This window comes from Pontimicrobium sp. MEBiC06410 (assembly GCF_053601615.1).
The window spans coordinates 184,375-205,841 of sequence record NZ_JBSHNT010000158.1 but is presented as its reverse complement, the minus strand read 5'-3'; the positions used below and the strand labels follow the sequence as shown (position 1 = coordinate 205,841).

The 21,467-nt window shown below is 30.9% G+C and carries 22 protein-coding genes; 11 read left to right on the top strand and 11 right to left on the bottom strand.

The features are described 5' to 3' along the window. Positions 1-75: 75 nt before the first annotated feature. Together ACVC08_RS14290 and ACVC08_RS14285 are read left to right on the top strand one after the other, a co-directional pair. Complete coding sequence (locus ACVC08_RS14290) at positions 76-3,072, top strand: amidohydrolase family protein (RefSeq protein ID WP_452602529.1); 2,997 nt, start codon at positions 76-78, stop codon at positions 3,070-3,072. Between the two features lie 42 nt (positions 3,073-3,114). Further along, the gene (locus tag ACVC08_RS14285) at positions 3,115-4,416 is read left to right on the top strand and encodes an amidohydrolase family protein (RefSeq protein WP_452602528.1); all 1,302 of its coding nucleotides are present in this window, start codon (positions 3,115-3,117) and stop codon (positions 4,414-4,416) included. Between the two features lie 73 nt (positions 4,417-4,489). On the opposite strand, the gene ACVC08_RS14280 is transcribed toward ACVC08_RS14285, so the two are convergent. After that, positions 4,490-5,314, bottom strand: coding sequence for a DUF6503 family protein (locus tag ACVC08_RS14280; protein WP_452602527.1), 825 nt, complete (start codon positions 5,312-5,314; stop codon positions 4,490-4,492). Positions 5,315-6,344: 1,030 nt separating this feature from the next. Between ACVC08_RS14280 and ACVC08_RS14275 the strand changes: the two genes are divergently transcribed. The 4 genes from ACVC08_RS14275 to ACVC08_RS14260 all read left to right on the top strand — a co-directional run bounded on the left by ACVC08_RS14275 (position 6,345) and on the right by ACVC08_RS14260 (position 9,601). After that, positions 6,345-7,205: an SPFH domain-containing protein gene (locus ACVC08_RS14275; RefSeq protein WP_452598114.1), complete on the top strand. Its 861-nt coding sequence runs from the start codon at positions 6,345-6,347 to the stop codon at positions 7,203-7,205. A gap of 87 nt (positions 7,206-7,292) precedes the next feature. Beyond that, positions 7,293-7,478 (top strand): Arc family DNA-binding protein, encoded by a 186-nt coding sequence (locus tag ACVC08_RS14270; protein ID WP_452598115.1) that lies wholly within the window; start codon positions 7,293-7,295, stop codon positions 7,476-7,478. A gap of 61 nt (positions 7,479-7,539) precedes the next feature. Beyond that, on the top strand, positions 7,540-8,850 hold the full coding sequence (locus tag ACVC08_RS14265; protein WP_452598116.1) for a DUF819 family protein: 1,311 nt from the start codon (positions 7,540-7,542) through the stop codon (positions 8,848-8,850). Positions 8,851-8,902: 52 nt separating this feature from the next. Beyond that, a complete protein-coding gene (locus tag ACVC08_RS14260; protein WP_452602526.1) occupies positions 8,903-9,601 on the top strand; it encodes a DUF4369 domain-containing protein in 699 nt (232 codons plus the stop codon). A 67-nt stretch (positions 9,602-9,668) separates the two neighbouring features. On the opposite strand, the gene ACVC08_RS14255 is transcribed toward ACVC08_RS14260, so the two are convergent. The 4 genes from ACVC08_RS14255 to ACVC08_RS14240 all read right to left on the bottom strand — a co-directional run bounded on the left by ACVC08_RS14255 (position 9,669) and on the right by ACVC08_RS14240 (position 13,433). After that, positions 9,669-10,646: a Gfo/Idh/MocA family protein gene (locus tag ACVC08_RS14255; RefSeq protein WP_452598118.1), complete on the bottom strand. Its 978-nt coding sequence runs from the start codon at positions 10,644-10,646 to the stop codon at positions 9,669-9,671. A 93-nt stretch (positions 10,647-10,739) separates the two neighbouring features. Further along, positions 10,740-11,870 (bottom strand): peptidylprolyl isomerase, encoded by a 1,131-nt coding sequence (locus tag ACVC08_RS14250; RefSeq protein WP_452602525.1) that lies wholly within the window; start codon positions 11,868-11,870, stop codon positions 10,740-10,742. 11 nt (positions 11,871-11,881) lie between these two features. Continuing rightward, on the bottom strand, positions 11,882-12,421 hold the full coding sequence (gene gldI, locus ACVC08_RS14245; RefSeq protein ID WP_452602524.1) for a gliding motility-associated peptidyl-prolyl isomerase GldI: 540 nt from the start codon (positions 12,419-12,421) through the stop codon (positions 11,882-11,884). Next, entirely contained in the window at positions 12,414-13,433 is a 1,020-nt protein-coding gene (locus ACVC08_RS14240) for a DHH family phosphoesterase (protein ID WP_452602523.1), read from the bottom strand. Before ACVC08_RS14240 ends, gldI begins: the two co-directional genes overlap by 8 nt. A gap of 165 nt (positions 13,434-13,598) precedes the next feature. Here ACVC08_RS14240 and ACVC08_RS14235 point away from each other — a divergent pair, with 165 nt between their 5' ends. After that, complete coding sequence (locus ACVC08_RS14235; RefSeq protein WP_452599851.1) at positions 13,599-14,018, top strand: nucleoside-diphosphate kinase; 420 nt, start codon at positions 13,599-13,601, stop codon at positions 14,016-14,018. 104 nt (positions 14,019-14,122) lie between these two features. After that, on the top strand, positions 14,123-16,678 hold the full coding sequence (locus ACVC08_RS14230; RefSeq protein WP_452602522.1) for a M4 family metallopeptidase: 2,556 nt from the start codon (positions 14,123-14,125) through the stop codon (positions 16,676-16,678). 174 nt (positions 16,679-16,852) lie between these two features. Here ACVC08_RS14230 and ACVC08_RS14225 read toward each other — a convergent pair whose 3' ends face one another. The 5 genes from ACVC08_RS14225 to recF all read right to left on the bottom strand — a co-directional run bounded on the left by ACVC08_RS14225 (position 16,853) and on the right by recF (position 19,357). Continuing rightward, positions 16,853-17,044: a cold-shock protein gene (locus ACVC08_RS14225; RefSeq protein ID WP_452599849.1), complete on the bottom strand. Its 192-nt coding sequence runs from the start codon at positions 17,042-17,044 to the stop codon at positions 16,853-16,855. 152 nt (positions 17,045-17,196) lie between these two features. Next, positions 17,197-17,388: a cold-shock protein gene (locus ACVC08_RS14220; protein WP_111658912.1), complete on the bottom strand. Its 192-nt coding sequence runs from the start codon at positions 17,386-17,388 to the stop codon at positions 17,197-17,199. Positions 17,389-17,509: 121 nt separating this feature from the next. Continuing rightward, positions 17,510-17,806: a DUF721 domain-containing protein gene (locus ACVC08_RS14215; protein ID WP_452599848.1), complete on the bottom strand. Its 297-nt coding sequence runs from the start codon at positions 17,804-17,806 to the stop codon at positions 17,510-17,512. Beyond that, positions 17,806-18,228 (bottom strand): lipocalin family protein, encoded by a 423-nt coding sequence (locus tag ACVC08_RS14210; RefSeq protein ID WP_452602521.1) that lies wholly within the window; start codon positions 18,226-18,228, stop codon positions 17,806-17,808. The genes ACVC08_RS14215 and ACVC08_RS14210 overlap by 1 nt, the downstream gene beginning before the upstream one ends. A gap of 49 nt (positions 18,229-18,277) precedes the next feature. Further along, positions 18,278-19,357: a DNA replication/repair protein RecF gene (gene recF / locus ACVC08_RS14205; protein WP_452602520.1), complete on the bottom strand. Its 1,080-nt coding sequence runs from the start codon at positions 19,355-19,357 to the stop codon at positions 18,278-18,280. Between the two features lie 124 nt (positions 19,358-19,481). Between recF and ACVC08_RS14200 the strand changes: the two genes are divergently transcribed. After that, entirely contained in the window at positions 19,482-20,249 is a 768-nt protein-coding gene (locus tag ACVC08_RS14200) for a tetratricopeptide repeat protein (RefSeq protein ID WP_452599845.1), read from the top strand. A gap of 30 nt (positions 20,250-20,279) precedes the next feature. Then, entirely contained in the window at positions 20,280-20,765 is a 486-nt protein-coding gene (gene ribH, locus ACVC08_RS14195; RefSeq protein WP_452599844.1) for a 6,7-dimethyl-8-ribityllumazine synthase, read from the top strand. 230 nt (positions 20,766-20,995) lie between these two features. Here ribH and ACVC08_RS14190 read toward each other — a convergent pair whose 3' ends face one another. Beyond that, on the bottom strand, positions 20,996-21,136 hold the full coding sequence (locus tag ACVC08_RS14190; RefSeq protein WP_452599843.1) for a hypothetical protein: 141 nt from the start codon (positions 21,134-21,136) through the stop codon (positions 20,996-20,998). Positions 21,137-21,176: 40 nt separating this feature from the next. On the opposite strand from ACVC08_RS14190, the gene ACVC08_RS14185 reads away from it, so the two are divergent. Continuing rightward, complete coding sequence (locus ACVC08_RS14185) at positions 21,177-21,464, top strand: riboflavin synthase subunit beta (protein ID WP_452599842.1); 288 nt, start codon at positions 21,177-21,179, stop codon at positions 21,462-21,464. The last annotated feature ends 3 nt before the right edge of the window (positions 21,465-21,467 follow it).

Sequence of the window (21,467 nt, the reverse complement as noted above, 5' to 3'; positions counted from 1 at the left end):
TAAAAAAAGCATTAATTTATTTTAAATTACTGCTTATCATTATATTTAAACCTCTAATTATTTATTAACTAACGTATGATTAAAAACTATTTAATGTACATGCTTTTATTGTGTGGTTTTATACTTCACGCTCAAGAGAATGTTCCTAAAAACAATGGTGTAAAGACAAGTAATTCTAATTACACTGCATTTACTAATGCAAAAATTTATGTTTCACCAACCGAGGTTATTGAGAATGGGACTTTATTAATTAAAGATGGTAAAGTTGTTTCTACAGGGGTTAATGTTGCAATTCCTAAAAATTGCATTACTGTAGATGTTTCTGGTAAAAGTATTTATCCGTCGTTTATAGATATTTACTCTACGTTTGGTGTAACTAAACCTAGTAGAAAAACGGGAGGCTCTCGTTTGCCACAATACGATGCTAGTAGAGAAGGGTATTATTGGAATGACCACATTAGGCCAGATAAAAATGCTATAGATATGTATAGCTTTGATTCTAAAAAAGCAAAAGAGCTACAACAAGCTGGTTTTGGTGTTGTAAACACGCACATAGATGATGGTATTATTCGAGGTACAGGAGCTTTAATAGCTTTAAATACAGAAGGAACTAATGCTAACCGTATTTTGTCGCAACGTTCTGCACAGTATACAGGTACTAGTAAAAGTAATACTTCTAGACAAGCATACCCAACATCTTTAATGGGAACAATGGCTCTATTACGTCAAGTAAATTATGATGCAGATTGGTATGCAAAAGGAAATATAAAAGAAAAAGATAGAGCACTTGAAGCATTTTTAGCTAATAAAAATTTAGTGCAAATTATGGAAGCAGGAAGTAAAATTAATGCTTTACGATTTGATAAAATTGGTGATGAATTTAACACACAATATGTATTTGTAGGAGGCGGAGACGAATATGAAAACATTAAAGAGATTAAGGCTACAAATGCTAAGTTTATAATCCCTTTAAATTTTCCTGATGCCTATGATATGGAAGATCCATTTTTGGCAAGAGCAGTAAGCTTAGCAGATTTAAGAGAATGGAAACAAAGACCCTCTAACCCAAAAATATTAGCAGATAATGGCGTAACGTTTGCGTTGTCTACTTATAAATTAAAGTCTGCAAAAGAATTAATGCCTAATCTTTTAAAAGCTATAAAAGCGGGTTTAAGTAAGGAAAACGCTTTAGCAGCCTTAACAACTATTCCTGCACAAATTCTAGGAAAAAGTAATAGTATAGGAACTTTAAAAACTGGAGCTTATGCTAATTTTTTAATTACTTCTGGAGACCTTTTTGAAAAAGGAACTAAGATTCATCAAAATTGGGTAACCGGTGTTAAAAATGAATTTTCTCCAATGCACGTAAAAGACATTAGAGGAGATTATACTTTTAAATTAGGTAATAATAATTACGATTTGTCCATTTCTGGTACAACCGAAAAACTAAAAGCAAAAGTAACAAGCGATAGTATAGCATTAGGAACCAAAATAAGCTTTAAGGAAGATTGGATGAATTTAACATTTTCATCATTAGATACAACAAAACAAGAGTTTATAAGACTAGTGTCTAATATTACAGAAACCAATAACTTTAATGGAAAAGCCTATTTCCCTAATGGCAACGAAATGGCATTTTATGCTAAAAAGAAAGCTAAAGAAGAGAAGGAGAAGGACGATAAAAAGAAAAATGGAGAATCTAAAAAAGGAACCGATAAAGCTACAGATACTGAAAAAGAGTTTCCTGTAACTTTCCCTAATATGGCATACGGTTTTGATGTGTTGCCAAAACAAGAAACATTATTATTTAAAAATGTAACTGTCTGGACAAATGAAAAAGAAGGGATTCTTAAAAATACAGATGTTTTAATTAAAAACGGAAAGATCTCTAAAATAGGAACTAATTTAAGTAGCTCTGGAGCTACTGTTATTGATGGAACGGGAAAACATTTAACCTCTGGTATAATAGACGAGCATGCGCATATTGCAACTTCTTCTGTTAACGAATCTGGACATAACTCTACAGCTGAGGTAACAATAGAAGATGTAATTAACCCTGAGGATATTAATATCTACCGTAATTTAGCAGGAGGTGTAACTTCTATTCAAATTTTACACGGCTCAGCAAATCCAATTGGAGGGCGCTCTGCAATAATTAAATTAAAGTGGGGAGAATCTGCCGAGAATTTACTTTACAAAAATTCACCTAAGTTTATAAAATTTGCTTTAGGAGAAAATGTAAAACAAAGTAACTGGGGAGATAATAATAGAGTTCGTTTTCCACAAACTAGAATGGGAGTAGAGCAAGTATATATAGATTACTTTCAACGAGCAAAAGAGTATGATGCATTAAAGAAAAGCGGAAAGCCTTATCGTAAAGATGCAGAATTAGAGACATTAGCAGAAATTATAAATAAAGAACGCTTTATTAGCTGTCACTCTTATGTACAAAGTGAAATTAATATGTTAATGAAAGTTGCAGAACAATTTAACTTTAACATTAATACGTTTACACATATTCTAGAAGGCTACAAAGTAGCAGATAAAATGAAGAAACATGGTGTTGGCGGTTCCACATTTAGCGATTGGTGGGCTTATAAGTATGAGGTTAATGATGCTATACCATATAATGCAGCAATTATGCATAATGCAGGAGTAACTGTAGCTATTAATAGTGATGATGCAGAAATGTCAAGACGTTTAAATCAAGAAGCTGCAAAATCTGTAAAATATGGAAACATTAGCGAAGAAGAAGCATGGAAATTTGTAACCCTTAACCCTGCAAAATTATTACACATAGATGATCGTGTAGGAAGTATTAAAACAGGTAAAGATGCAGACGTAGTATTATGGAGCGATAACCCATTATCTATTTATGCAAAAGCAGAACGCACAGTTATTGATGGAGTTACCTATTTTGACATAGATAGGGATGCTAAACTTAGAAAAGCGATTAAGCAAGAAAAAAATGAGTTAACAACATTAATGCTACAAGCTAAAAATAAAGGGTTGAAAACAAAACCTATTGAAAAGAAAGTTAAAGCACATTTTCACTGTGATACAGATTTTTAATTTACACAATAATGAAGTATCACAACTAAAACAACTATTAAAATGAATTATTTTAAATTACATATACTGGCTGTCGCTTTACTATTTTCATCAATAGTAGTAGCACAACAAACACCAGCCACAAAACAAAAACAAGGCGTATCTATAGAAGGAGCAACAGCTCATCTAGGTAACGGTCAAGTTATAGAGAATGCATTAATAATGTTCGAAAATGGTAAACTTACTTTTGTAGGGAGTGCTAATTCTCGTATAGCTAGATTAGGAAAAATAATTGATGCAAAAGGAAAGCATGTTTATCCAGGATTTATAGCGCCTAATTCTACGCTTGGTTTAGTAGAAATAGATGCAGTAAGAGCAACTCAAGATAATGATGAAGTAGGTTTAATGAATCCACATATTCGTAGCTTAATTGCATATAATACAGAATCTAAGGTTGTAGAATCTATGAGGCCTAATGGTGTGTTAATGGCTCAAATTACACCACGAGGCGGACGTATTTCGGGAACCTCTTCTATAGTGCAATTGGATGCTTGGAATTGGGAAGACGCAGCTATTAAAAAAGATGATGGAATCCATTTAAATTGGCCTAATCCTTTTTCTAGAGGACGATGGTGGTTAGGGGAGCCAGCAACGTTAAAAGCAAATAAAAATTATAAAAAGCAAGTAGAAGCATTAGCTAATTATTTTGTAGAAAGTAAAGCGTACATAACAGGAAATAAAAAACCAAAACATTTACCTTTTGAAGCCTTGCAAGGACTCATGGATGGTTCTAAAACATTATATGTACATGTAAGTAATGAGAAAGGAATAACAGATGCCATAACGTTTTCTAAAGAAAATGGTATTAAAAAAATGGTTATCGTTGGTGGGTACGAAGCTAATCTAGTAACAAATTTATTAAAGCAGAATAATATACCAGTATTATTACAACGCGTACACTCTCGACCAAATACAGATGATGGAGACTATGATGCCCCATTTAAAATGGCTAATGATTTAGTTAAAGCTGGCGTTTTAGTAGGATTAGAAAATGCAGGAGATATGGAACGTATGAATACACGTAACCTTCCTTTTTTGGCTGGAACATGTGCCGCTTATGGATTAACCAAAGAAGAAGCTTTAAGTTTAATTACCTTAAACACAGCTAAAATTTTAGGAATAGACAGTAGAGTAGGCTCTCTAGAAGTGGGTAAAGACGCCACTCTCTTTATTAGCGAAGGCGATGCTTTAGATATGCGAACAAATAAATTAACTAAAGCATATATAGAAGGTAGAGATATTAGTTTAGAATCTCACCAAACAGAATTGTATAAACGTTATTCTAATAAATATAAGAATCAATAATTAACTTATTATTGATAAAAAAAAGCGATTCCAATTGGAATCGCTTTTTTTTATCAATTTTTTTTGAAGCGTTCTACTCTGAAATGACACCATTTTCAGTTTTTTCAAAAAGACTATCGTTAGGAGCAGTTTTTAAAACTGAAATATTTACAAAATTCATTTCGTTTCGTTTTTCTCCTATTTTAAACCCTTCAGCTTTATGCCATTCTAATTTTGCAGGTAAAACAAAACCATTAACAGTTTGCCAATTAGAATATCTTATAAAATGAAATTCACTACTTTTTTCTTTAGAAAAGTAAGTTACCGTATAGCCAAGCCAAGCCATTTTGTTGGTCTCTTGGTCATAATATAGAATATATTCGTCATCTGGAGATTCGCCTATGCCTTTCTCGTAAGAAACTTTAATACCAGGGTACGATTTACCTTCGTAAACTAAAGGTTCTACATCTTGGTATGTAATACCATCATCACCTAATACAAAAGGCATGGCATAGAAATAAAACATTAAGTTATAATAAAACTTAGGGTCATTTTTAAAAGCTTTGTCTTTATGCTCATCCAACCAAGCATATTTTCCGTTATAACCTAAAGTATAATCTTTAGTTTCAATTAAAGATTTTCTACTCTTTAAAGCAGTAGTTGTTTTTTCGTTACCATCTGGTTTTTCAATTTCGAAAACTAAAGCACCTAGTTTATTCCACTTATCTATGCCTCCATGAGCATTAAAAACTTTAGTAATGTTCTCTGGGTAAACAGTAGTGCTAACATCTAAAGTCTCTTTAGCATAATCTGTAGTTGTTTCTGTTGTGTTTTCTTGTTCTACATTTTTAGTTTTTACATCCTTTTTACAAGATGCTAACGCTAAAAATAAAGTAGCGACAATAAGATAGTTTTTCATATTTAAGTTAATTTATAGCTTCCTTTATTAATAGAAACCATGTTATTTAGTTTAGAAATTATGTCGAAGATAGAATGTTTTTATTACAAAAAAAATAGAATAAACGATGTAGGTAATATTAATAATGGAAAAAGCATCTGTGTTAACAGATGCTTTTTCAACTAACCAACCAAAAATATGGTAATTATTACTCCTAATTTAAAGTAACCACACCTTAAAATAATCATCGTAAATAATTACGTTAACTATAAAGCAATCATTGTGCCAAAGTAATATTGCTATGAGGTGCGAAATCATAAATACATGTTAAAAATAAAAAAGGAAGTTTACTAAGTAATAAAACCTTGAAAAATAGAAAAAGCACCTGCTTAACAAGTGCTTTTTCATACTAACCAACCAAAAATATGGTAATTACTACTCCTAATTTAAAGTAACCACACCTTAAAATAATCATCGTAAATAATTACATTAACTATAAAGCAATCATTGTGCCAAAGTAATATTGTTATAAGGTGAGAAATCATAAATACATGTTAAAAATAAAAAAGAAGCTTATTAAGTAACAAAACCTTAAAAAATAGAAAAAGCACCTGCTTTAACAGGTGCTTTTTCATACTAACCAACCAAAAATATGATAATTACTACTCCTAGTTTAAAGTAACCACACTCTAAAATAATCAATGTATGTAATTATAAAAAGAATAAAGCAATGACTGTGCCAAAATATAATTATACGTACCTGAACTATTATAAATGCATGTTAAAAATAACATGATTTAAGTTTTGTAAATAAATAGTACAAAGAAAGCATCTGTTAACACAGATGCTTTTTTTAACTAACCAATCAAAAATATGGTAATTACTATTTTAATTTAAAGTAACCACACTCTAAAAAAAATCTTCATAAGTAATTATGTTTTTAAATATACAATCTCCGTGCCACAGTTTATTTTGAGTTAAAATTTTGGAATATGAAAATAAAAATATATCTTTATGATATCATTTTAATATCAATTTAAACTTTATCCTTATGAAAGAAGAAAAAATCATTACACCCGCAAACGGTTATCTTATGTTGTTTGTATTTTTAGCAATTGTGGTTGGAAGTATATTTGCGGCTATTGCTACAGAAGAAATAGAATATGCCTTACTTTTAATAATTGGCTTATTTATTATGCCTGGATTTTTAATGGTGCAACCAAATGGTTCTAGAGTATTACTATTATTTGGTAAGTATGTAGGTACAATTAAAAAAAATGGATTTTATTGGGTAAACCCTTTTTATTCTAAAAAGAAAATTTCATTAAGAGCAAGTAATTTTGATAGCGAACGTTTAAAAGTAAATGATAAATTGGGCAACCCAGTTATGATAAGTACTATATTGGTATGGAAAGTAAATAACACTTACAAAGCAGCATTCGATGTAGATAATTATGAGAATTTTGTTAGAGTACAAACAGATGCAGCCGTAAGAAAGTTAGCAAGTATGTATCCTTATGATAACTTTGCAGATGAAGGACATGTAGAAGATATAACCTTGAGATCTAGTGTTAATGAAGTTAGTGAAGCGTTAGAAAAGGAAATAGACGAGCGTTTGTCTATAGCAGGAATAGAGGTACTTGAAGCAAGAATAGGATATTTAGCTTATGCCCAAGAAATAGCAAATGCTATGCTTAAGCGTCAACAAGCTACAGCTATAGTGGCAGCAAGACATAAAATTGTTGAAGGAGCAGTTAGTATGGTAGAAATGGCTTTAGAGGAGTTAGGTAAAAAAAATATTGTAGACTTAGATGAAGAACGTAAAGCGGCAATGGTAAGTAATTTAATGGTTATTCTATGTGGCGATAAAGATGCGTCTCCAGTATTAAATACAGGAACTTTAAATCATTAATTGAGAGATTAATGAATTTACACGATGCAGTAGTTTGTATTATATTTGGCTAATTAATAAACTTAAAAAGAAAAGAAACTCAATAAAATGGCGAAGAAAAAAGCTTTCGCGTTGCGAATAAATGAAGAGATGCTTAAAGCTATAGAAAAATGGGCTTCCGATGAGTTTCGTAGTACTAATGGGCAAATAGAATGGATATTAATGAAAGGTTTAAAAGAAGCCAAGCGAGACCCTAAACCTAAGCACATAAACAAAAATGATAGCGACTCTTAATCGAGTCGCTTTTTTTATGCCGTTAATTTTGCTACTTTGCAAGGATAAAAAAACTAACTAAATGGAAAACGCACCACTATTTACAGACGATACTATTGTATTTGGATTACTAATGCTTGCCTTAGGAGCTGTATTTTATACAGAATCTATTAAAACTGGTTTTTGGCCACAATTTTATAAAATTGTACCAGGATTATTCATGGCATATATGATTCCTGCTGTATTAACAACAACAGGAATTATAGCACCAGAATGGGAAACTATAGATAAAGCTGGTGAAGTAATTAAACATAAATCTAATCTCTACTACGTATCTAGCAGGTATTTATTACCAGCAGCACTTGTTTTAATGACCCTGAGTATAGATTTAAAAGGAGTGTTTAATTTAGGGTGGCGTGCACTTATTATGTTTTTAACAGGAACAATAGGTATTGTTATAGGAGGGCCAATTGCTATTTTATTAATTTCTATGGTCTCACCAGAAACTGTAGGAGGAATAGGGCCAGATGCTGTATGGAGAGGGTTATCTACACTAGCAGGTAGCTGGATAGGTGGAGGAGCAAACCAGACAGCAATGTTAGAGATTTATGGATATAACCAAAAATTATACGGAGGAATGGTGTTTGTAGATATTGTAGTTGCTAATATCTGGATGGCGCTATTACTTATTGGAATTGGTAAACGTAAAAAAATTAATTCTTGGTTAAAAGCAGATACCACTTCTATAGAGAATTTAAAAGAGAAAATGTCTACGTTCTCTGAAGGAGTAAAACGTAATCCATCATTAACAGATATTATGATAATGGGAGCAATAGCGTTTGGAGCAGTAAGTTTTGCACATTTATGTTCTAATTTTTTAGCCCCATTTTTTGAAGAAGTTGTCTCAGGCATCCAATCGCAAACAACAAGAAATATATTTACGTTCTTAGGATCTAAATTTTTCTGGATGATAAGTATTTCTACATTAATAGCTATAGCCTTATCATATACTAAAGCTAAAAACTATGAAGGCGCGGGCGCTAGTAAATTTGGAAGCGTCTTTATATACATACTTGTAGCCTCTATTGGAATGAAAATGGACTTAATGCTTATTTTTGATAATGTGGGCTTAATAGCTATAGGTATCGTTTGGATGAGTATTCATGCATTATTATTAATAGGTGTAGCAAAAATAATTAAAGCACCATACTTCTTTTTAGCAGTTGGTAGTCAAGCAAACGTTGGAGGGGCCGCTTCTGCACCTATTGTTGCATCTGCATTCCACCCGTCATTAGCAACAGTTGGTGTTTTGTTAGCAGTGTTTGGATATGCAATAGGAACTATTGCAGCGATAGGTTGTACAATTTTGATGCAATTAGCTTCGGTAAGCTAGTTTTTAATGATAATTTATAGCATATTTGCGGAAATAAATTTTAAGATTACAAATGCAAAAACTAGTAGTATTTTTTAGCTTATTATTTATCTTTTCTTGTGGAAATGATAAAGACAAGTTAATTGTAAAAGGAAATGTAAAAGGGTTAAAGAAAGGAACACTTTATTTAAAAAAAGCGAAAGACTCTGTTTTAGTAGCTATTGATTCTACAGTTATTAATGGAGACTCTAAGTTTCAATTAGAAAGTGCTATCGATACACCTGAGTTATATTTTATTTATTTAGATAAAAATGATAATGAAGACGAACGTATTTCTTTTTTTGCAGACAAAGGTATTACCGAAATAAATACAACATTAGATAATTTTGCTTTTGGAGCAAAAATAAAAGGCTCTAAGCAACAAGAGGTGCTAGAAGATTACTTAAAAATGATGTCTAAGTTTAATAATAAGAATTTAGAATTAATTAAAGAAAATTTTGAAGCACATAGAGCTAACGATAGCGCTTTAGCAGATAAGACTAAAAAAATGCATGAAGGCCTAGAAAAGCGTAAGTATTTATATACTGTAAATTTTGCAATTAATAATAAGGATAGTGAAGTAGCACCATATTTAGCACTTACAGAGCTTTACAATGCCAATATAAAACTTCTTGATACTATAAATAGCTCTTTAACACCGAAGATAAAATCGTCTTTATATGGTAAAAAGTTACAAGCGTTTGTAGATAATATAAAGGCAGAAGAGAAGTAATAAAAAATAATTTTCTATACTAGAAATAAAAGCCTTTTTGTTTTACACAAAAAGGCTTTTATAATTGTTAAATATTATAATTTAAGCCTATAGATGCTTTTACTCGGTCTATAATTTTTATTAACTCTAAACTTGTTTTTAAAGGCACTTTAGAACTTTCTTTATAACCATTAATTAAACACAAATTAACAGCTTCAATTTCGTGTAGATACCCCATTCCTTTTTTATCTATATCATAAACTGTCTCAACATTATTTTGTGTTAACGTTAATTGTTTTGAAGCAAAAAAATCACGATGCAATTTAATACTGCCTTTTGTGCCATAAATAATAGCTTCCGTAGGTGTATCTGTTTCTATAGTGCATTCTAAATTTGCAGATACATTATTATCATAACTAAAAACCATAGCACAATAACTATCTACACCCGTTTCTGTCATTCTCGCAGTGGCTTTTATAGCTTTTGGAGAGCCAAGTAAAAGAAGACTTAAATAAATAGGATAAATACCAATATCTAATAAAGCACCGCCTCCCAATACCTTATTATAAAGCCTGCTCTTTAAATCTATTTCGGCTTTAAATCCAAAATCTGCTTTTATAGATATAATGTCTCCTATAGTATTTAATTCTATAAGTTCTAATAGCTTTTCTGTAGCAGGAATAAAACGAGTCCATAAACCTTCCATTAAAAATAAATTTTTGGACTTTGCAGTTTTAATCATAGCTTCTACCTGACTTGTATTTATGCTAAAAGGTTTTTCGCAGAGAACTGCTTTCCCTTTGCTTAGGCATAATAAGGTGTTTTCGTAATGAAGTGTATGTGGCGTAGCAATATATACAACATCTATATTTGAGTCTTCAGCTAATGCTTTGTATGAATTATAATAAAGGGTTGTATTAAATTTTTCACTAAATGCCTTAGCTTTATCTCTATGTCTAGAAGCTACAGCATATAATTTACTTTTATTAGAAAGTAGTAAATCTTTAGCGAAAGTATTTGCAATATTTCCTAACCCAATAATTCCCCAATTAATAACTCTACCCATAAAATTATAGTATTTAAAAGTTAAGATTTCTCTAAATTAAAAAAGAGCCTTCAGAAATGAAGGCTCTTTTAAGTTTATATTTATGTCTTTCAATTATTTTTGAATATCAATAATTTCTATGTCAAAAATAAGGTTAGAATTTGCAGGAATTGGACCGTAATCTCTGTTTCCATAGCCTAAAAATGAAGGAATAAAAATACGAGATTTATCTCCAACATTCATATTTAATAATGCTTCTCTAAATCCTGGTGCTAATCTAGCTTTTGGGCTGTAAAGCATAGGGTAAGGTTTATATTTTCCTTGCTTTTCAGCTCTTTCATCGTATTTGCCAAATTGCTTAGCAACATCCATTATATTCGTGTCAAATAAAGTTCCATCTTCTAAAAAGCCAGCATAGTTTACTAAAACTTTATCTTGAGATGTAGGTGTAATTGCAGAACCTTCTTTAGTCATAATCATAACAACTCCAGAAGATAATCTATTAACTTCACCTTTTAAGTTTTCATTATCTTTAACAAACTTGTTCTTTGCTTTTTCAAGTTGTTCTAAGGCTTTCTTTTTCTCTGCTTCTAACTCAATAAAATAGCTGTCAAATACTTTAGCAGCATCAAACTTTTTAGCTTCGCTACCTTTTCTAATAATATTTAAAGATTCAATAACAACATCATCAACAGGTTTGTTTCTTTCTCCTGTTTTTACATTAGAAATAACATCTTGTACTTCTAACCCCGTAACTAATTCACCAAAAACAGTATGTTTAGGGTCTAAATTAGGAGTTGGTACTTCTGTAATAAAAAATTGAGAGCCATTAGTAGCAGGACCAGAATTAGCCATAGATAAAATTCCTGGCTTATCATGTTTAGCCTCGTTAATTTCATCTTTAAATCTATAACCAGGATTACCAGACCCTGTTCCTGTAGGATCACCTCCTTGAATCATAAACTTATCGATAACTCTATGAAAAGTTGTTCCGTTATAGAATTTTTTACCTGCATAAGCACTATCTACTTTAGTATTAGTTCCTTCAGCAAGTGAAACAAAATTAGCAACGGTTACTGGTGCTTTATCATAATTAAGTTTAGCAACCATTACACCTTTATTGGTAATAAATTCAGCATATAATCCGTCTTCTAAATCTGGGTATTTATCTTGGCAAGAGGCTGAGGTTAGCGTTACCAATAATGCAATCATAAAAATTTTCATTGAGTGTTTTAATTTGTTCATTGTATTAATTGTTACTTTTGGGTTATCGAATTTACAGTAACTTTACTAATTATTGGCATATTTGTTCCAATTTTATTTTCGTCTCCGTAATATCCATAGGCTTTTTGAGAAGGAAAGATAAAGGTTGCGGTTTCACCAGCTTTCATAAGTTTTAAACCTTCTCTTAAACCAGAAAATAGTTCTTCTTTATCCATTGCGTAATTGCGTGTTTTTAGTTCTTCGGTAGAATAAATAATAGTTCCGTTTAAACTAGAAATACTATAGTTAAAATTTACAATGTCTCCAAAACTAGGCGTTTTTAAACTGTCAGCCTCAATTTTGTTTTGATAAGCATACCAAAACCCGTTTTCTGAGGCTATATAATTATCTTCAGGCGTTTTTGCAATAATTGCAAGAATTTGAGCTTTCTCTTTTTCGTATAGTTTCTTGTTACGTTCTATAGATTCGTTAAAAAAAGATCCAGATTTTACAGATATAGGTTTGCGTGGTTCTGGAGACTTACAACCTATAGTTAGTCCAGCTATTATGCAAACTAAAATTAATCTATACATTATTTAATGCTTTATTATATTGTGGTAATATACTAATAAATTTATCAACAGTGGAGCCTAAAGGTAAATCACTTTTACCTCCTGCGGCATTAGTATGGCCTCCGCCATCAAAATGAGCTCTTGATAATTCATTAACAGAAAAATCACCCTTAGAACGTAACGATATTTTTATAATTTTGTTTTGTTTATCTTCAATAAAAATCGCAGCTAATACAATATTGTTTAATGATAAAGCATAATTAACAAAACCTTCTGTATCCCCTTTTTTATAATCTAATTTTTGAAGTTCATTTTGAGATAAGGTAATGTAAGCAGTACGAGATTCTGGAATAATTTTTAAATTATTTAAAGCACAGCCTAGTAATTGTAATCTGTTATAACTATTGGTATCATATACATTATTATGTATTTGTGTATTATCTGCACCTTTATCTATTAATTTAGAAATAATTCTATGGGTAGTACTTGTTGTAGAACGAAACCTAAAAGATCCAGTATCTGTCATTATACCAACATACAAACAAGTCGCTAGGTCTTTATCTATGTAATCTAAATCTTCTAATTTTTCTAAAAAATGATATATCATCTCGCAGGTAGAACTCATAGAGACATCGCTAAACATATACTTAGCATAATCATCTGGTTGTTGATGATGATCTATCATAATTTTAATAGCATTACTATTTGTTAAAACAGTTTCCATATTACCAGTTCTATGGAAGGCATTAAAATCTAATGTAAACATTATATCTGCATCATTAATAAGCTCATCACATTCAGTTTGTTGCGTTTCGTATTTTAAAATAGTATCCTGTTTAGGAATCCATTTTAAAAAATCAGGAAAATCATTAGGAGCTATTACAACTGCTTTATGGTTTAACTTTAACAAATAATGTAATAATCCTAAAGTAGATCCAATAGCATCACCGTCTGGGTTTTTATGAGGAATTACAACTATTTTCTTTGGAGAAGCGAGTAACTCTTTTATCTCTAATATATCTTGTGAATTCATAGGCGACGAAGATACAATTTTTTAATATTGGATTATATGAGTAATTTAAAGAAAAACATTACTTTTGCGCCAACTTTAAAAAACGGAAGTATTTTTTACGTATGGATATTTTGTGATTTTTAAAGTTAGAATAGAAAACATATTAATATTTTAGAATAGAATAAAATGGCAACAAATAGAACATTTACAATGCTTAAGCCTGATTCAGTTGAAAAAGGGCACATTGGCGCAATCTTAGAAAAAATTAATGCTTCAGGGTTTAGAATTGTAGCAATGAAATTAACGCAAATGACAACAGCAGATGCGCAAACTTTCTATGCAGTACATAAAGAGAGACCATTTTTTGGAGAATTAGTAGAATACATGACTCGTGGTCCTATTGTTGCAGCAATATTAGAAAAAGACAATGCAGTTGAAGATTTTAGAACTTTAATTGGAGCAACTAATCCAGCAGAAGCAGCAGAAGGAACTATTCGTAAATTATATGCTGCATCTATAGGAGAGAATGCTGTACATGGTAGTGATAGTGATGAGAATGCTGCTATAGAAGGTGCTTTTCATTTTTCTGGAAGAGAGATGTTCTAGAACTAAAATAGACTCAAATACTTATAGTAAAAACCTGAATTTAACAAATTTAGGTTTTTTTTATGCCCAATAAAAACCTACTTTAGCACAACTTAAACTACATAATGATGAAAAAATACAATTATTTGGTTTTTTGTGCAATGTTAGCGAGTGGGACCTTGTTTGCTCAAAATACACAAAAATCCATTGCCGATTTTCAAAAGAAAACTCAGGCTACAATTACCGTAAATGAGAATTTCGGTACACCAGAATTTGTAAAATTCCCCTTAAACAATTCATTAAAAGTTAAAGGCGGAACCCCTTACGAAAAAGCACTTAATTTTTTAGAAACCAATAAGTCTATCTATAACATAGATGCTTCAAAAAATAAGCTAGTTCTTAACAAAGAAGAAACAGATACTTATGGATTAAAAAACGTACTTGTACAGCAAGAGTATAATGGAGTGCCAGTATACGATGGTAAATTACGTTTTCATTTTAATGCGCAAGAACGTTTAACATCTGTAAACGGAAATTATATTCCTAATATCAAATTAGACGCAACGCCTACTTTAAGTGAAGGAGAAGCTAATGCATTAGCAATGGAAGCTATTGCTAGCCAAAATATAAATTATTCTGGTACAGCATTATTTGTAAACAAAAGTACACTTTATGTGTTTGCTAAAGGTTTAGCTCAAGGCTTTTTAGGGAGTAAATATTTAGTTTATGAAGTAGAAGTTAGAAATGATAAAGATGTAAGAGAATTTGTATTTGTAAATGCTCATAATGGGACAATAGTTGAGCAATTTACAGGCATGGCACATGCTTTAGATCGTGTTGTTTATGAAGGGAATACAGGTAATACTGTTTGGGAAGAAGGAGATGCTTTTCCTGGATCTTTAACAATATGGCAACAAAACGAAGTTGTTGCGTCTGGACATACATATTACTTTTTTGAAAATGCATTTGGATACACCTCTTATGATGGAGCTGATGCCCAAATGAGAACAATAAATAACGATCCTAATATTTCATGCCCAAATGCAAACTGGAATGGAGCTACAGCAAATTACTGTAATGGAACAGCAACAGATGATGTTATTGCACATGAATGGGGACATGCTTATACAGGTTCTACAAGTGGTTTAATATACCAATGGCAATCTGGAGCATTAAACGAATCGTTCTCAGATATATGGGGAGAAACAGTAGATATTTTAAATGCTTATGAAGATGCAGATGATGATAACTCTTTAAGAACTGGTTGTGGTAGCTCAGATCGTTGGATGATTGGAGAAGATGCAACAGCATTTGGAGGAGCTATTAGAGATATGTGGGATCCTACATGTAGAAACCATCCAGGAAAAGTTACAGATGGACAATACTGGTGTTCTACAGGAGACTCTGGTGGAGTTCATATAAATTCAGGAATACCAAACCATGCTTATGCCTTATTAGTAGATGGAGGTAATTTTAACGGACAAGTAGTAAATGGCATAGGTTTTACAAAAGCGGCTCATATATTTTGGAGAGCACAATCACAATACTTAACAGCTACTAGCGATTTTGCATCTATGGCAGATGCTTTAGAAGCTTCTGCAACAGACTTAATAGGAATAAATTTAGAAGGCTTATCTACAACAGATGTTCCTGCGGGACCTTCTGGAGAAATGATTACTGCTGCAGATGTAGATGCTGTTATTGCTGCTGTATTAGCAGTAGAAATGAGAATAAACCCAGATGCATGTGGGTTTGATACAATTTTAGCACCAATTCCAGATTTATGTGATAATGCAACAAATGATGCTATCTTTTTTGAAGATTGGGAGACTGGAATGGATGGATGGCTTGTTGAGCAAGCACCTATAAATGCAGCAACTTGGGAAGATAGAGATTGGGTTGTAGACAATACATTACCTAAAGGAAGAGCAGGAAGTGCTGCTTTTGGTACAGATCCTATTATTGGAGACTGTGCAGGAGATTTAGAAAATGGTAAGATTACTTTAACAAGTCCAGAAATTACAATACCAAATTTTACAGAAGGTACTTATGAGCTAGCATTTAACCATTATATAGCAACAGAAACTGATTACGATGGAGGTAATATAAAATATAAGTTAGATGGGGGTGCGTGGCAATTACTTGGTAGTGCTGCTTTTACAGCCAACCCGTATAATGGAGCATTAATGTTAAATGGTAACGATAACCCATTAAGAGGAGAAGTTGCTTTCCATGGTGCAGACGAAGGTTCTCTTACAAGTAGTTGGGGTACTAGTGTTATAGATTTATCAAGTCTTGGTGTTACAGCTAATTCTACAATTCAGTTTAGATTTGAGTTAGGTACAGATGGTTGTAATGGTAGAGATGGTTGGTATGTAGATGAAGTTATGTTATATAACTGCCAATATTCATTATCTGTAGCAGAATTTAACGGTATAGCTAATTTGGTAAAAGTATATCCAAATCCATCTAATGGAATCTTTAATATAGAAAAAACAAGTACTATAAATTTAGTTAAAGCAGAAATACACGATATTAATGGTCGTATTATTAGAACAGTAGATTTATCTAATATGAGTACTACAAAAGCTATAGACTTATCTGGCGCTGCTTCAGGAATGTATTTTATGACAATTACTTCAGGAAATTCTAAAGGAGTAGTAAAACTAATTAAGCAATAATATAATTAGATAAGAATAAAATAATTTATATTAATTAAAAAGAGTAACAGGAATGTTACTCTTTTTTTATAGAATACTTTTTATAAAAGAATTAAGAGCTATTGTTATAAAAAGAAAGACCTACACATTATGCGTAGGTCTTTGCTTAAAAAAGTTTAATAGAAATATATATACTTATACTACTTTTACATTTACTGCGTTTAATCCTTTTTTACCTTCTTGTAAATCGAATTCTACTTCATCACCTTCACGAATTTCGTCGATTAAACCCGAGATGTGTACAAAATGGTCTTTACTTACACCTTCTTCTGTGATGAAACCAAATCCTTTAGTGTCATTGAAGAATTTTACTGTGCCTTTGTTCATTGTAATAAATTTATTAATTATTTAATGCGGCAAAGGTAGAGCCAATAATTAACAAAAAATGCATTTATGTGAATTAATTTGAAAAATAAAAAAAGCCCATCAAATTAATGATAGGCTAATCTTGTAAATTGTTAAATAGAATATATATATAATTATACTACTTTTACGTTTACTGCATTCATACCTTTTCTTCCTTCTTGAAGGTCGAATTCTACTGTGTCTCCTTCACGAACTTCGTCGATTAAACCAGAGATGTGTACGAAATGGTCTTTGTCTGATCCTTCTTCTGTTATAAAACCGAATCCTTTAGAATCATTGAAAAATTTTACTGTACCTTGAGCCATTTTTAAAAAATTTAAATTTATTTGATTTCAAATATAGCATATTATTCTAACAATATCTTTTTTTATTTTTTTATTTTCAGAAGAATGTTTGCTTTAATACGTTCTATTAAAAAAGATTAGCTTATTGTAATATTAGTTTCTTTATAAGAACTTTACCAAGTTCTTCGTTAAGATTACTTATAATTTTATCTTTCCCGTAGCTTAATTCCTCTCTTAAAACGCTAGAACTAAGTCTAACATAAAGCGTTCCGTTTTTTAATTCTACAGCTTCTGTATAATTATTTATACCATTACCCATTAAAGAAGTCCATGCATCTTTAACATTAACTTTGTCTAAACCTTTTTCTAAATTATTTGTTTCAACAAAATCTTTTAAAACATCCGATATGTTCAATAAATCTTTAGTGCGTTTAGCCATTATTCATTAATATTAATTGGGGAGAACCGTTTATACAAATATACGTGGTTATTTTGGTTAACAACTTTTAATTGCTCTTTAGATGCAAATAAAATAGTTTCTTTCCATGAAGCATAAGCTGTATTATAATAAATGTTTAAACTATCGTTTTCTAACTTTAGAGTAAAGTATTCTACTGCTTTAGAAGTTTCATAAGTACCATTAAAAAGAGGTTTCATTTTTTTTCTAAACCCTTTTAAATTATCATTTACCATAATATAATCTATCGTGGTATTTATTTTATAATCTCGCTTTGTGCCATCTGCCATGGTAACGTTTTCAATTTCCCAATACCCTTCAAGGTTTGGAATAAATGTTTCAGGGTTGTTTGTACAACTGTTAAAGATAAATACAAATAATAGAAGAGTTAATAAACGTTTCATGTGTTTAAACTATTTTGTTATATGGTGTTAATGATACCGATTTTTAGTTTTATAAATTGAAAATCTCGTAGGATAGATGTACTTGCATAACGGCTTGTTCTGTTCTTTCAGCATGAGTATCGCTAATAAAAAGCTGACCAAAATTTTCATCATTAACCAATTTAATAATCTGCGAAACACGTTGTTCGTCTAGCTTATCAAAAATATCATCTAATAATAAAATGGGGTTAACACCACTTTGTTGTTTTATAAAATCGAATTGAGCCAATTTTAAAGCAACAAGAAATGATTTTTGTTGGCCTTGACTTCCAAATTTTTTAATAGGATAATCTTCTATATTAAATTGTAAATCGTCTTTATGGATTCCTACACTTGTATATTGTAGACTTTTATCTTTATTAATAACTTGTTTTAATAGAGTATGTAAGTCTACAGAAAATAAATCGCTTTTATAAGTTAAGTTTACAGCTTCTTTTTTGTTACTAATAGCATTATAACGTTCTTTAAAAATAGGCACAAATTCTTTTAAAAAGGCATCTCTTTTTTCAAAAATACGAGTACCAAAATCGGTTAATTGACTGTTGTAAACTTCTAACGTATCGTTATTAAAAGTGTTATTTAATGCAAAATATTTTAGTAACGAATTACGTTGCGCAAGAATTTTATTGTACTTAATTAAATCACTTAAATACAATTTGTCACTTTGCGAAATAACATTATCTATAAATTTTCGGCGTGTATCACTACCTTCTATAATTAAATCACGATCGGCAGGAGAAATAATAACTAAAGGTAAAAAACCAATATGTTCGCTAAATTTATCGTAAGCCTTACTGTTGCGCTTTATTACTTTTTTTTGTCCGCGTTTTAGGCTAACTACTATTTTTTCTGGTTTGTTTTCTTTTTCGTAGTCTCCATTTATAACAAAAAAATCTTCATTATGTTTTATATTTTGAGAAGCAATAGGGTTGAAATAGCTTTTGCCAAAAGATAAATGGTAGATGGCATCCAATATATTCGTTTTACCGACACCATTGTTGCCTACAAAACAATTAATAGTATCATTAAAAGAGAATGTTTTACTATCGAAATTTTTATAATTTAATAAAGAAAGAGATTTTAAAATCATATAGAATTAGCACAAAAGTGATCCAAGTTTTATTCTTAAAGAATAAGTCTTGCAAAATAACAAATAAATTACCTTTTATATATGGATAAAAATTTTATTTTTGCGACGCATAAATATACAATTCATGGCAACTTATAAGAAAAGAGGTTATAAACCAAAAACGAAAGAAGAAGTAATAGTAGAAACTGAAGAACAATCAACAACTGCTGAGGTCTTTAATACATTAGATGAAACTGCTTCTAAAACAGAAGATTTTGTTGCAAAAAACCAAAAATACATATTCATAATTATTGGTGTAGTCGCTGCATTAGTTTTAGGGTATCTTGGTTACAATGAGTTTGTAAGCAAACCAGCTCAGGAAAAAGCAATGAATGATATGTATCCTGCTCAAAAGCATTTTAATGATGCTGTTAGTGGAATAGCTTCAGATTCTCTTTATACATTATCCTTAAATGGTAGTGGAGGAAAATATGGTATGTTAGATATTATTAAGGAATATAAAGGAACACCAGCTGCAAACTTAGCAAACTATTATGCTGGATTAGCGTATTTAAACTTAAAAGATTATAAAAATGCAGTAACGTATTTAGATGCATTTTCTATAGATGATGAAGTACATGCTGCAAAAGCTAAAGGTTTAATTGGTGATGCTTTCATGCAATTAGAGCAGGTAGATGAGGCTTTAAAGTATTATAAAACAGCAGCAGAAATGAGAACTAATGATTATACAGCACCTATTTATTTAAAGAAAGCTGGAATTGCTGCTTTAGAATTAAATAAGCCTAGTGAAGCATTAGCGTTTTTTAATAAAATAAAAGAAAATTACCCAGACGCAACAGAAGCTTCTACAGTAGACGTGTTTATAGGTAAGGCGCAAGCAATGTCTAACTAATAGCATTTCTGTTATAAACAGAAGTTAAATATGGCAACAGAAAACAATAATTTATCAGAATATGATAAAGCATCAATCCCAAACGCGAAAGACTTTCGGTTTGGGATTGTTGTTTCAGAATGGAATGACAAGATAACAGAAGGGTTATACAACGGCGCATATAATACACTTGTAGAGCATAATGTAGAAACTAAAAACATTATACGTTGGAATGTACCAGGAAGCTACGAGCTTATCTATGGAAGTAAAAAAATGCAAGAACAAAATGTAGATGCAGTTATAGCTATAGGTAGCGTTATACAAGGAGAAACTAAACATTTCGATTTTGTATGCGAAGGCGTTGCTCAAGGTATAAAAGACTTAAATGTTTTACATGATACCCCAGTTATATTTTGTGTGCTAACAGATAATAATTTGCAACAAGCTATAGAACGTTCTGGTGGTAAACATGGAAATAAAGGAACTGAAGCTGCAGTAGCCGCAATTAAAATGGCAACCCTTAGAAAAAACGCTTAATTTTATAATACACTTTGTTTTATTAATGTAAAGCTGCTTTTTAAAAGCAACTTTACAGGTCTCTAATGCTTTTTTGTTAACAATTTTTAGCAATAGTCTTTCCATACTCTACAGTATTTTAAGTATTTTTGAGTGTTGTAACGAATACATTTTTTTTGGAATGTTTTTTGCGTTAACATAAACTATTCAATAGCATTCATGTTCAAAAATCGGAAAAATAGAAGTTTTAATTACAAACCACGATATTCTAATACAGAGGAGAACAACTCTAATAGAAAATCGTCCTCAAATTTTTTCGAGAGCAAACGCAAACGTAAAACATCAACATTACCAATACTAATTGTTGTTTTGGTATTAATAGTTGCATTCATGTACTATTTAGAAACCAAAATGCATTAAAATAGAGACGTTATGGGATTAATAAAACAAAGAAAAAATAAGCGCTACAATTATACACCACGTTACTATAAAAGCGATGGAGAAGGAAGCCCATTTGAAATAAAGCATAAATTTGATGATTATCGTTCTACAGTAGGTGGTAATAAAAATATAAAGCAAAAGTTTAATTCTGCATGGGATGAGTTTATGAACTCTCCAGACAAGCAAGTTAACAGACGTGTATTGTACATTGCTTTAATATTAGTGTTTTTATTTTTATGGTTTATGGATTTTAATTTAAGTGCCTTTTTCAAGAGTTAATAC

Coding starts and splice junctions, on each gene's coding strand:
- ACVC08_RS14290 (WP_452602529.1), top strand. CDS start 76: ATGATTAAAAACTATTTAATGTACATGCTTTTATTGTGTGGTTTTATA.
- ACVC08_RS14285 (WP_452602528.1), top strand. CDS start 3,115: ATGAATTATTTTAAATTACATATACTGGCTGTCGCTTTACTATTTTCA.
- ACVC08_RS14280 (WP_452602527.1), bottom strand. CDS start 5,314: ATGAAAAACTATCTTATTGTCGCTACTTTATTTTTAGCGTTAGCATCT.
- ACVC08_RS14275 (WP_452598114.1), top strand. CDS start 6,345: ATGAAAGAAGAAAAAATCATTACACCCGCAAACGGTTATCTTATGTTG.
- ACVC08_RS14270 (WP_452598115.1), top strand. CDS start 7,293: ATGGCGAAGAAAAAAGCTTTCGCGTTGCGAATAAATGAAGAGATGCTT.
- ACVC08_RS14265 (WP_452598116.1), top strand. CDS start 7,540: ATGGAAAACGCACCACTATTTACAGACGATACTATTGTATTTGGATTA.
- ACVC08_RS14260 (WP_452602526.1), top strand. CDS start 8,903: ATGCAAAAACTAGTAGTATTTTTTAGCTTATTATTTATCTTTTCTTGT.
- ACVC08_RS14255 (WP_452598118.1), bottom strand. CDS start 10,646: ATGGGTAGAGTTATTAATTGGGGAATTATTGGGTTAGGAAATATTGCA.
- ACVC08_RS14250 (WP_452602525.1), bottom strand. CDS start 11,870: ATGAACAAATTAAAACACTCAATGAAAATTTTTATGATTGCATTATTG.
- gldI (WP_452602524.1), bottom strand. CDS start 12,421: ATGTATAGATTAATTTTAGTTTGCATAATAGCTGGACTAACTATAGGT.
- ACVC08_RS14240 (WP_452602523.1), bottom strand. CDS start 13,433: ATGAATTCACAAGATATATTAGAGATAAAAGAGTTACTCGCTTCTCCA.
- ACVC08_RS14235 (WP_452599851.1), top strand. CDS start 13,599: ATGGCAACAAATAGAACATTTACAATGCTTAAGCCTGATTCAGTTGAA.
- ACVC08_RS14230 (WP_452602522.1), top strand. CDS start 14,123: ATGATGAAAAAATACAATTATTTGGTTTTTTGTGCAATGTTAGCGAGT.
- ACVC08_RS14225 (WP_452599849.1), bottom strand. CDS start 17,044: ATGAACAAAGGCACAGTAAAATTCTTCAATGACACTAAAGGATTTGGT.
- ACVC08_RS14220 (WP_111658912.1), bottom strand. CDS start 17,388: ATGGCTCAAGGTACAGTAAAATTTTTCAATGATTCTAAAGGATTCGGT.
- ACVC08_RS14215 (WP_452599848.1), bottom strand. CDS start 17,806: ATGGCTAAACGCACTAAAGATTTATTGAACATATCGGATGTTTTAAAA.
- ACVC08_RS14210 (WP_452602521.1), bottom strand. CDS start 18,228: ATGAAACGTTTATTAACTCTTCTATTATTTGTATTTATCTTTAACAGT.
- recF (WP_452602520.1), bottom strand. CDS start 19,357: ATGATTTTAAAATCTCTTTCTTTATTAAATTATAAAAATTTCGATAGT.
- ACVC08_RS14200 (WP_452599845.1), top strand. CDS start 19,482: ATGGCAACTTATAAGAAAAGAGGTTATAAACCAAAAACGAAAGAAGAA.
- ribH (WP_452599844.1), top strand. CDS start 20,280: ATGGCAACAGAAAACAATAATTTATCAGAATATGATAAAGCATCAATC.
- ACVC08_RS14190 (WP_452599843.1), bottom strand. CDS start 21,136: ATGAATGCAACTATTAATACCAAAACAACAATTAGTATTGGTAATGTT.
- ACVC08_RS14185 (WP_452599842.1), top strand. CDS start 21,177: ATGGGATTAATAAAACAAAGAAAAAATAAGCGCTACAATTATACACCA.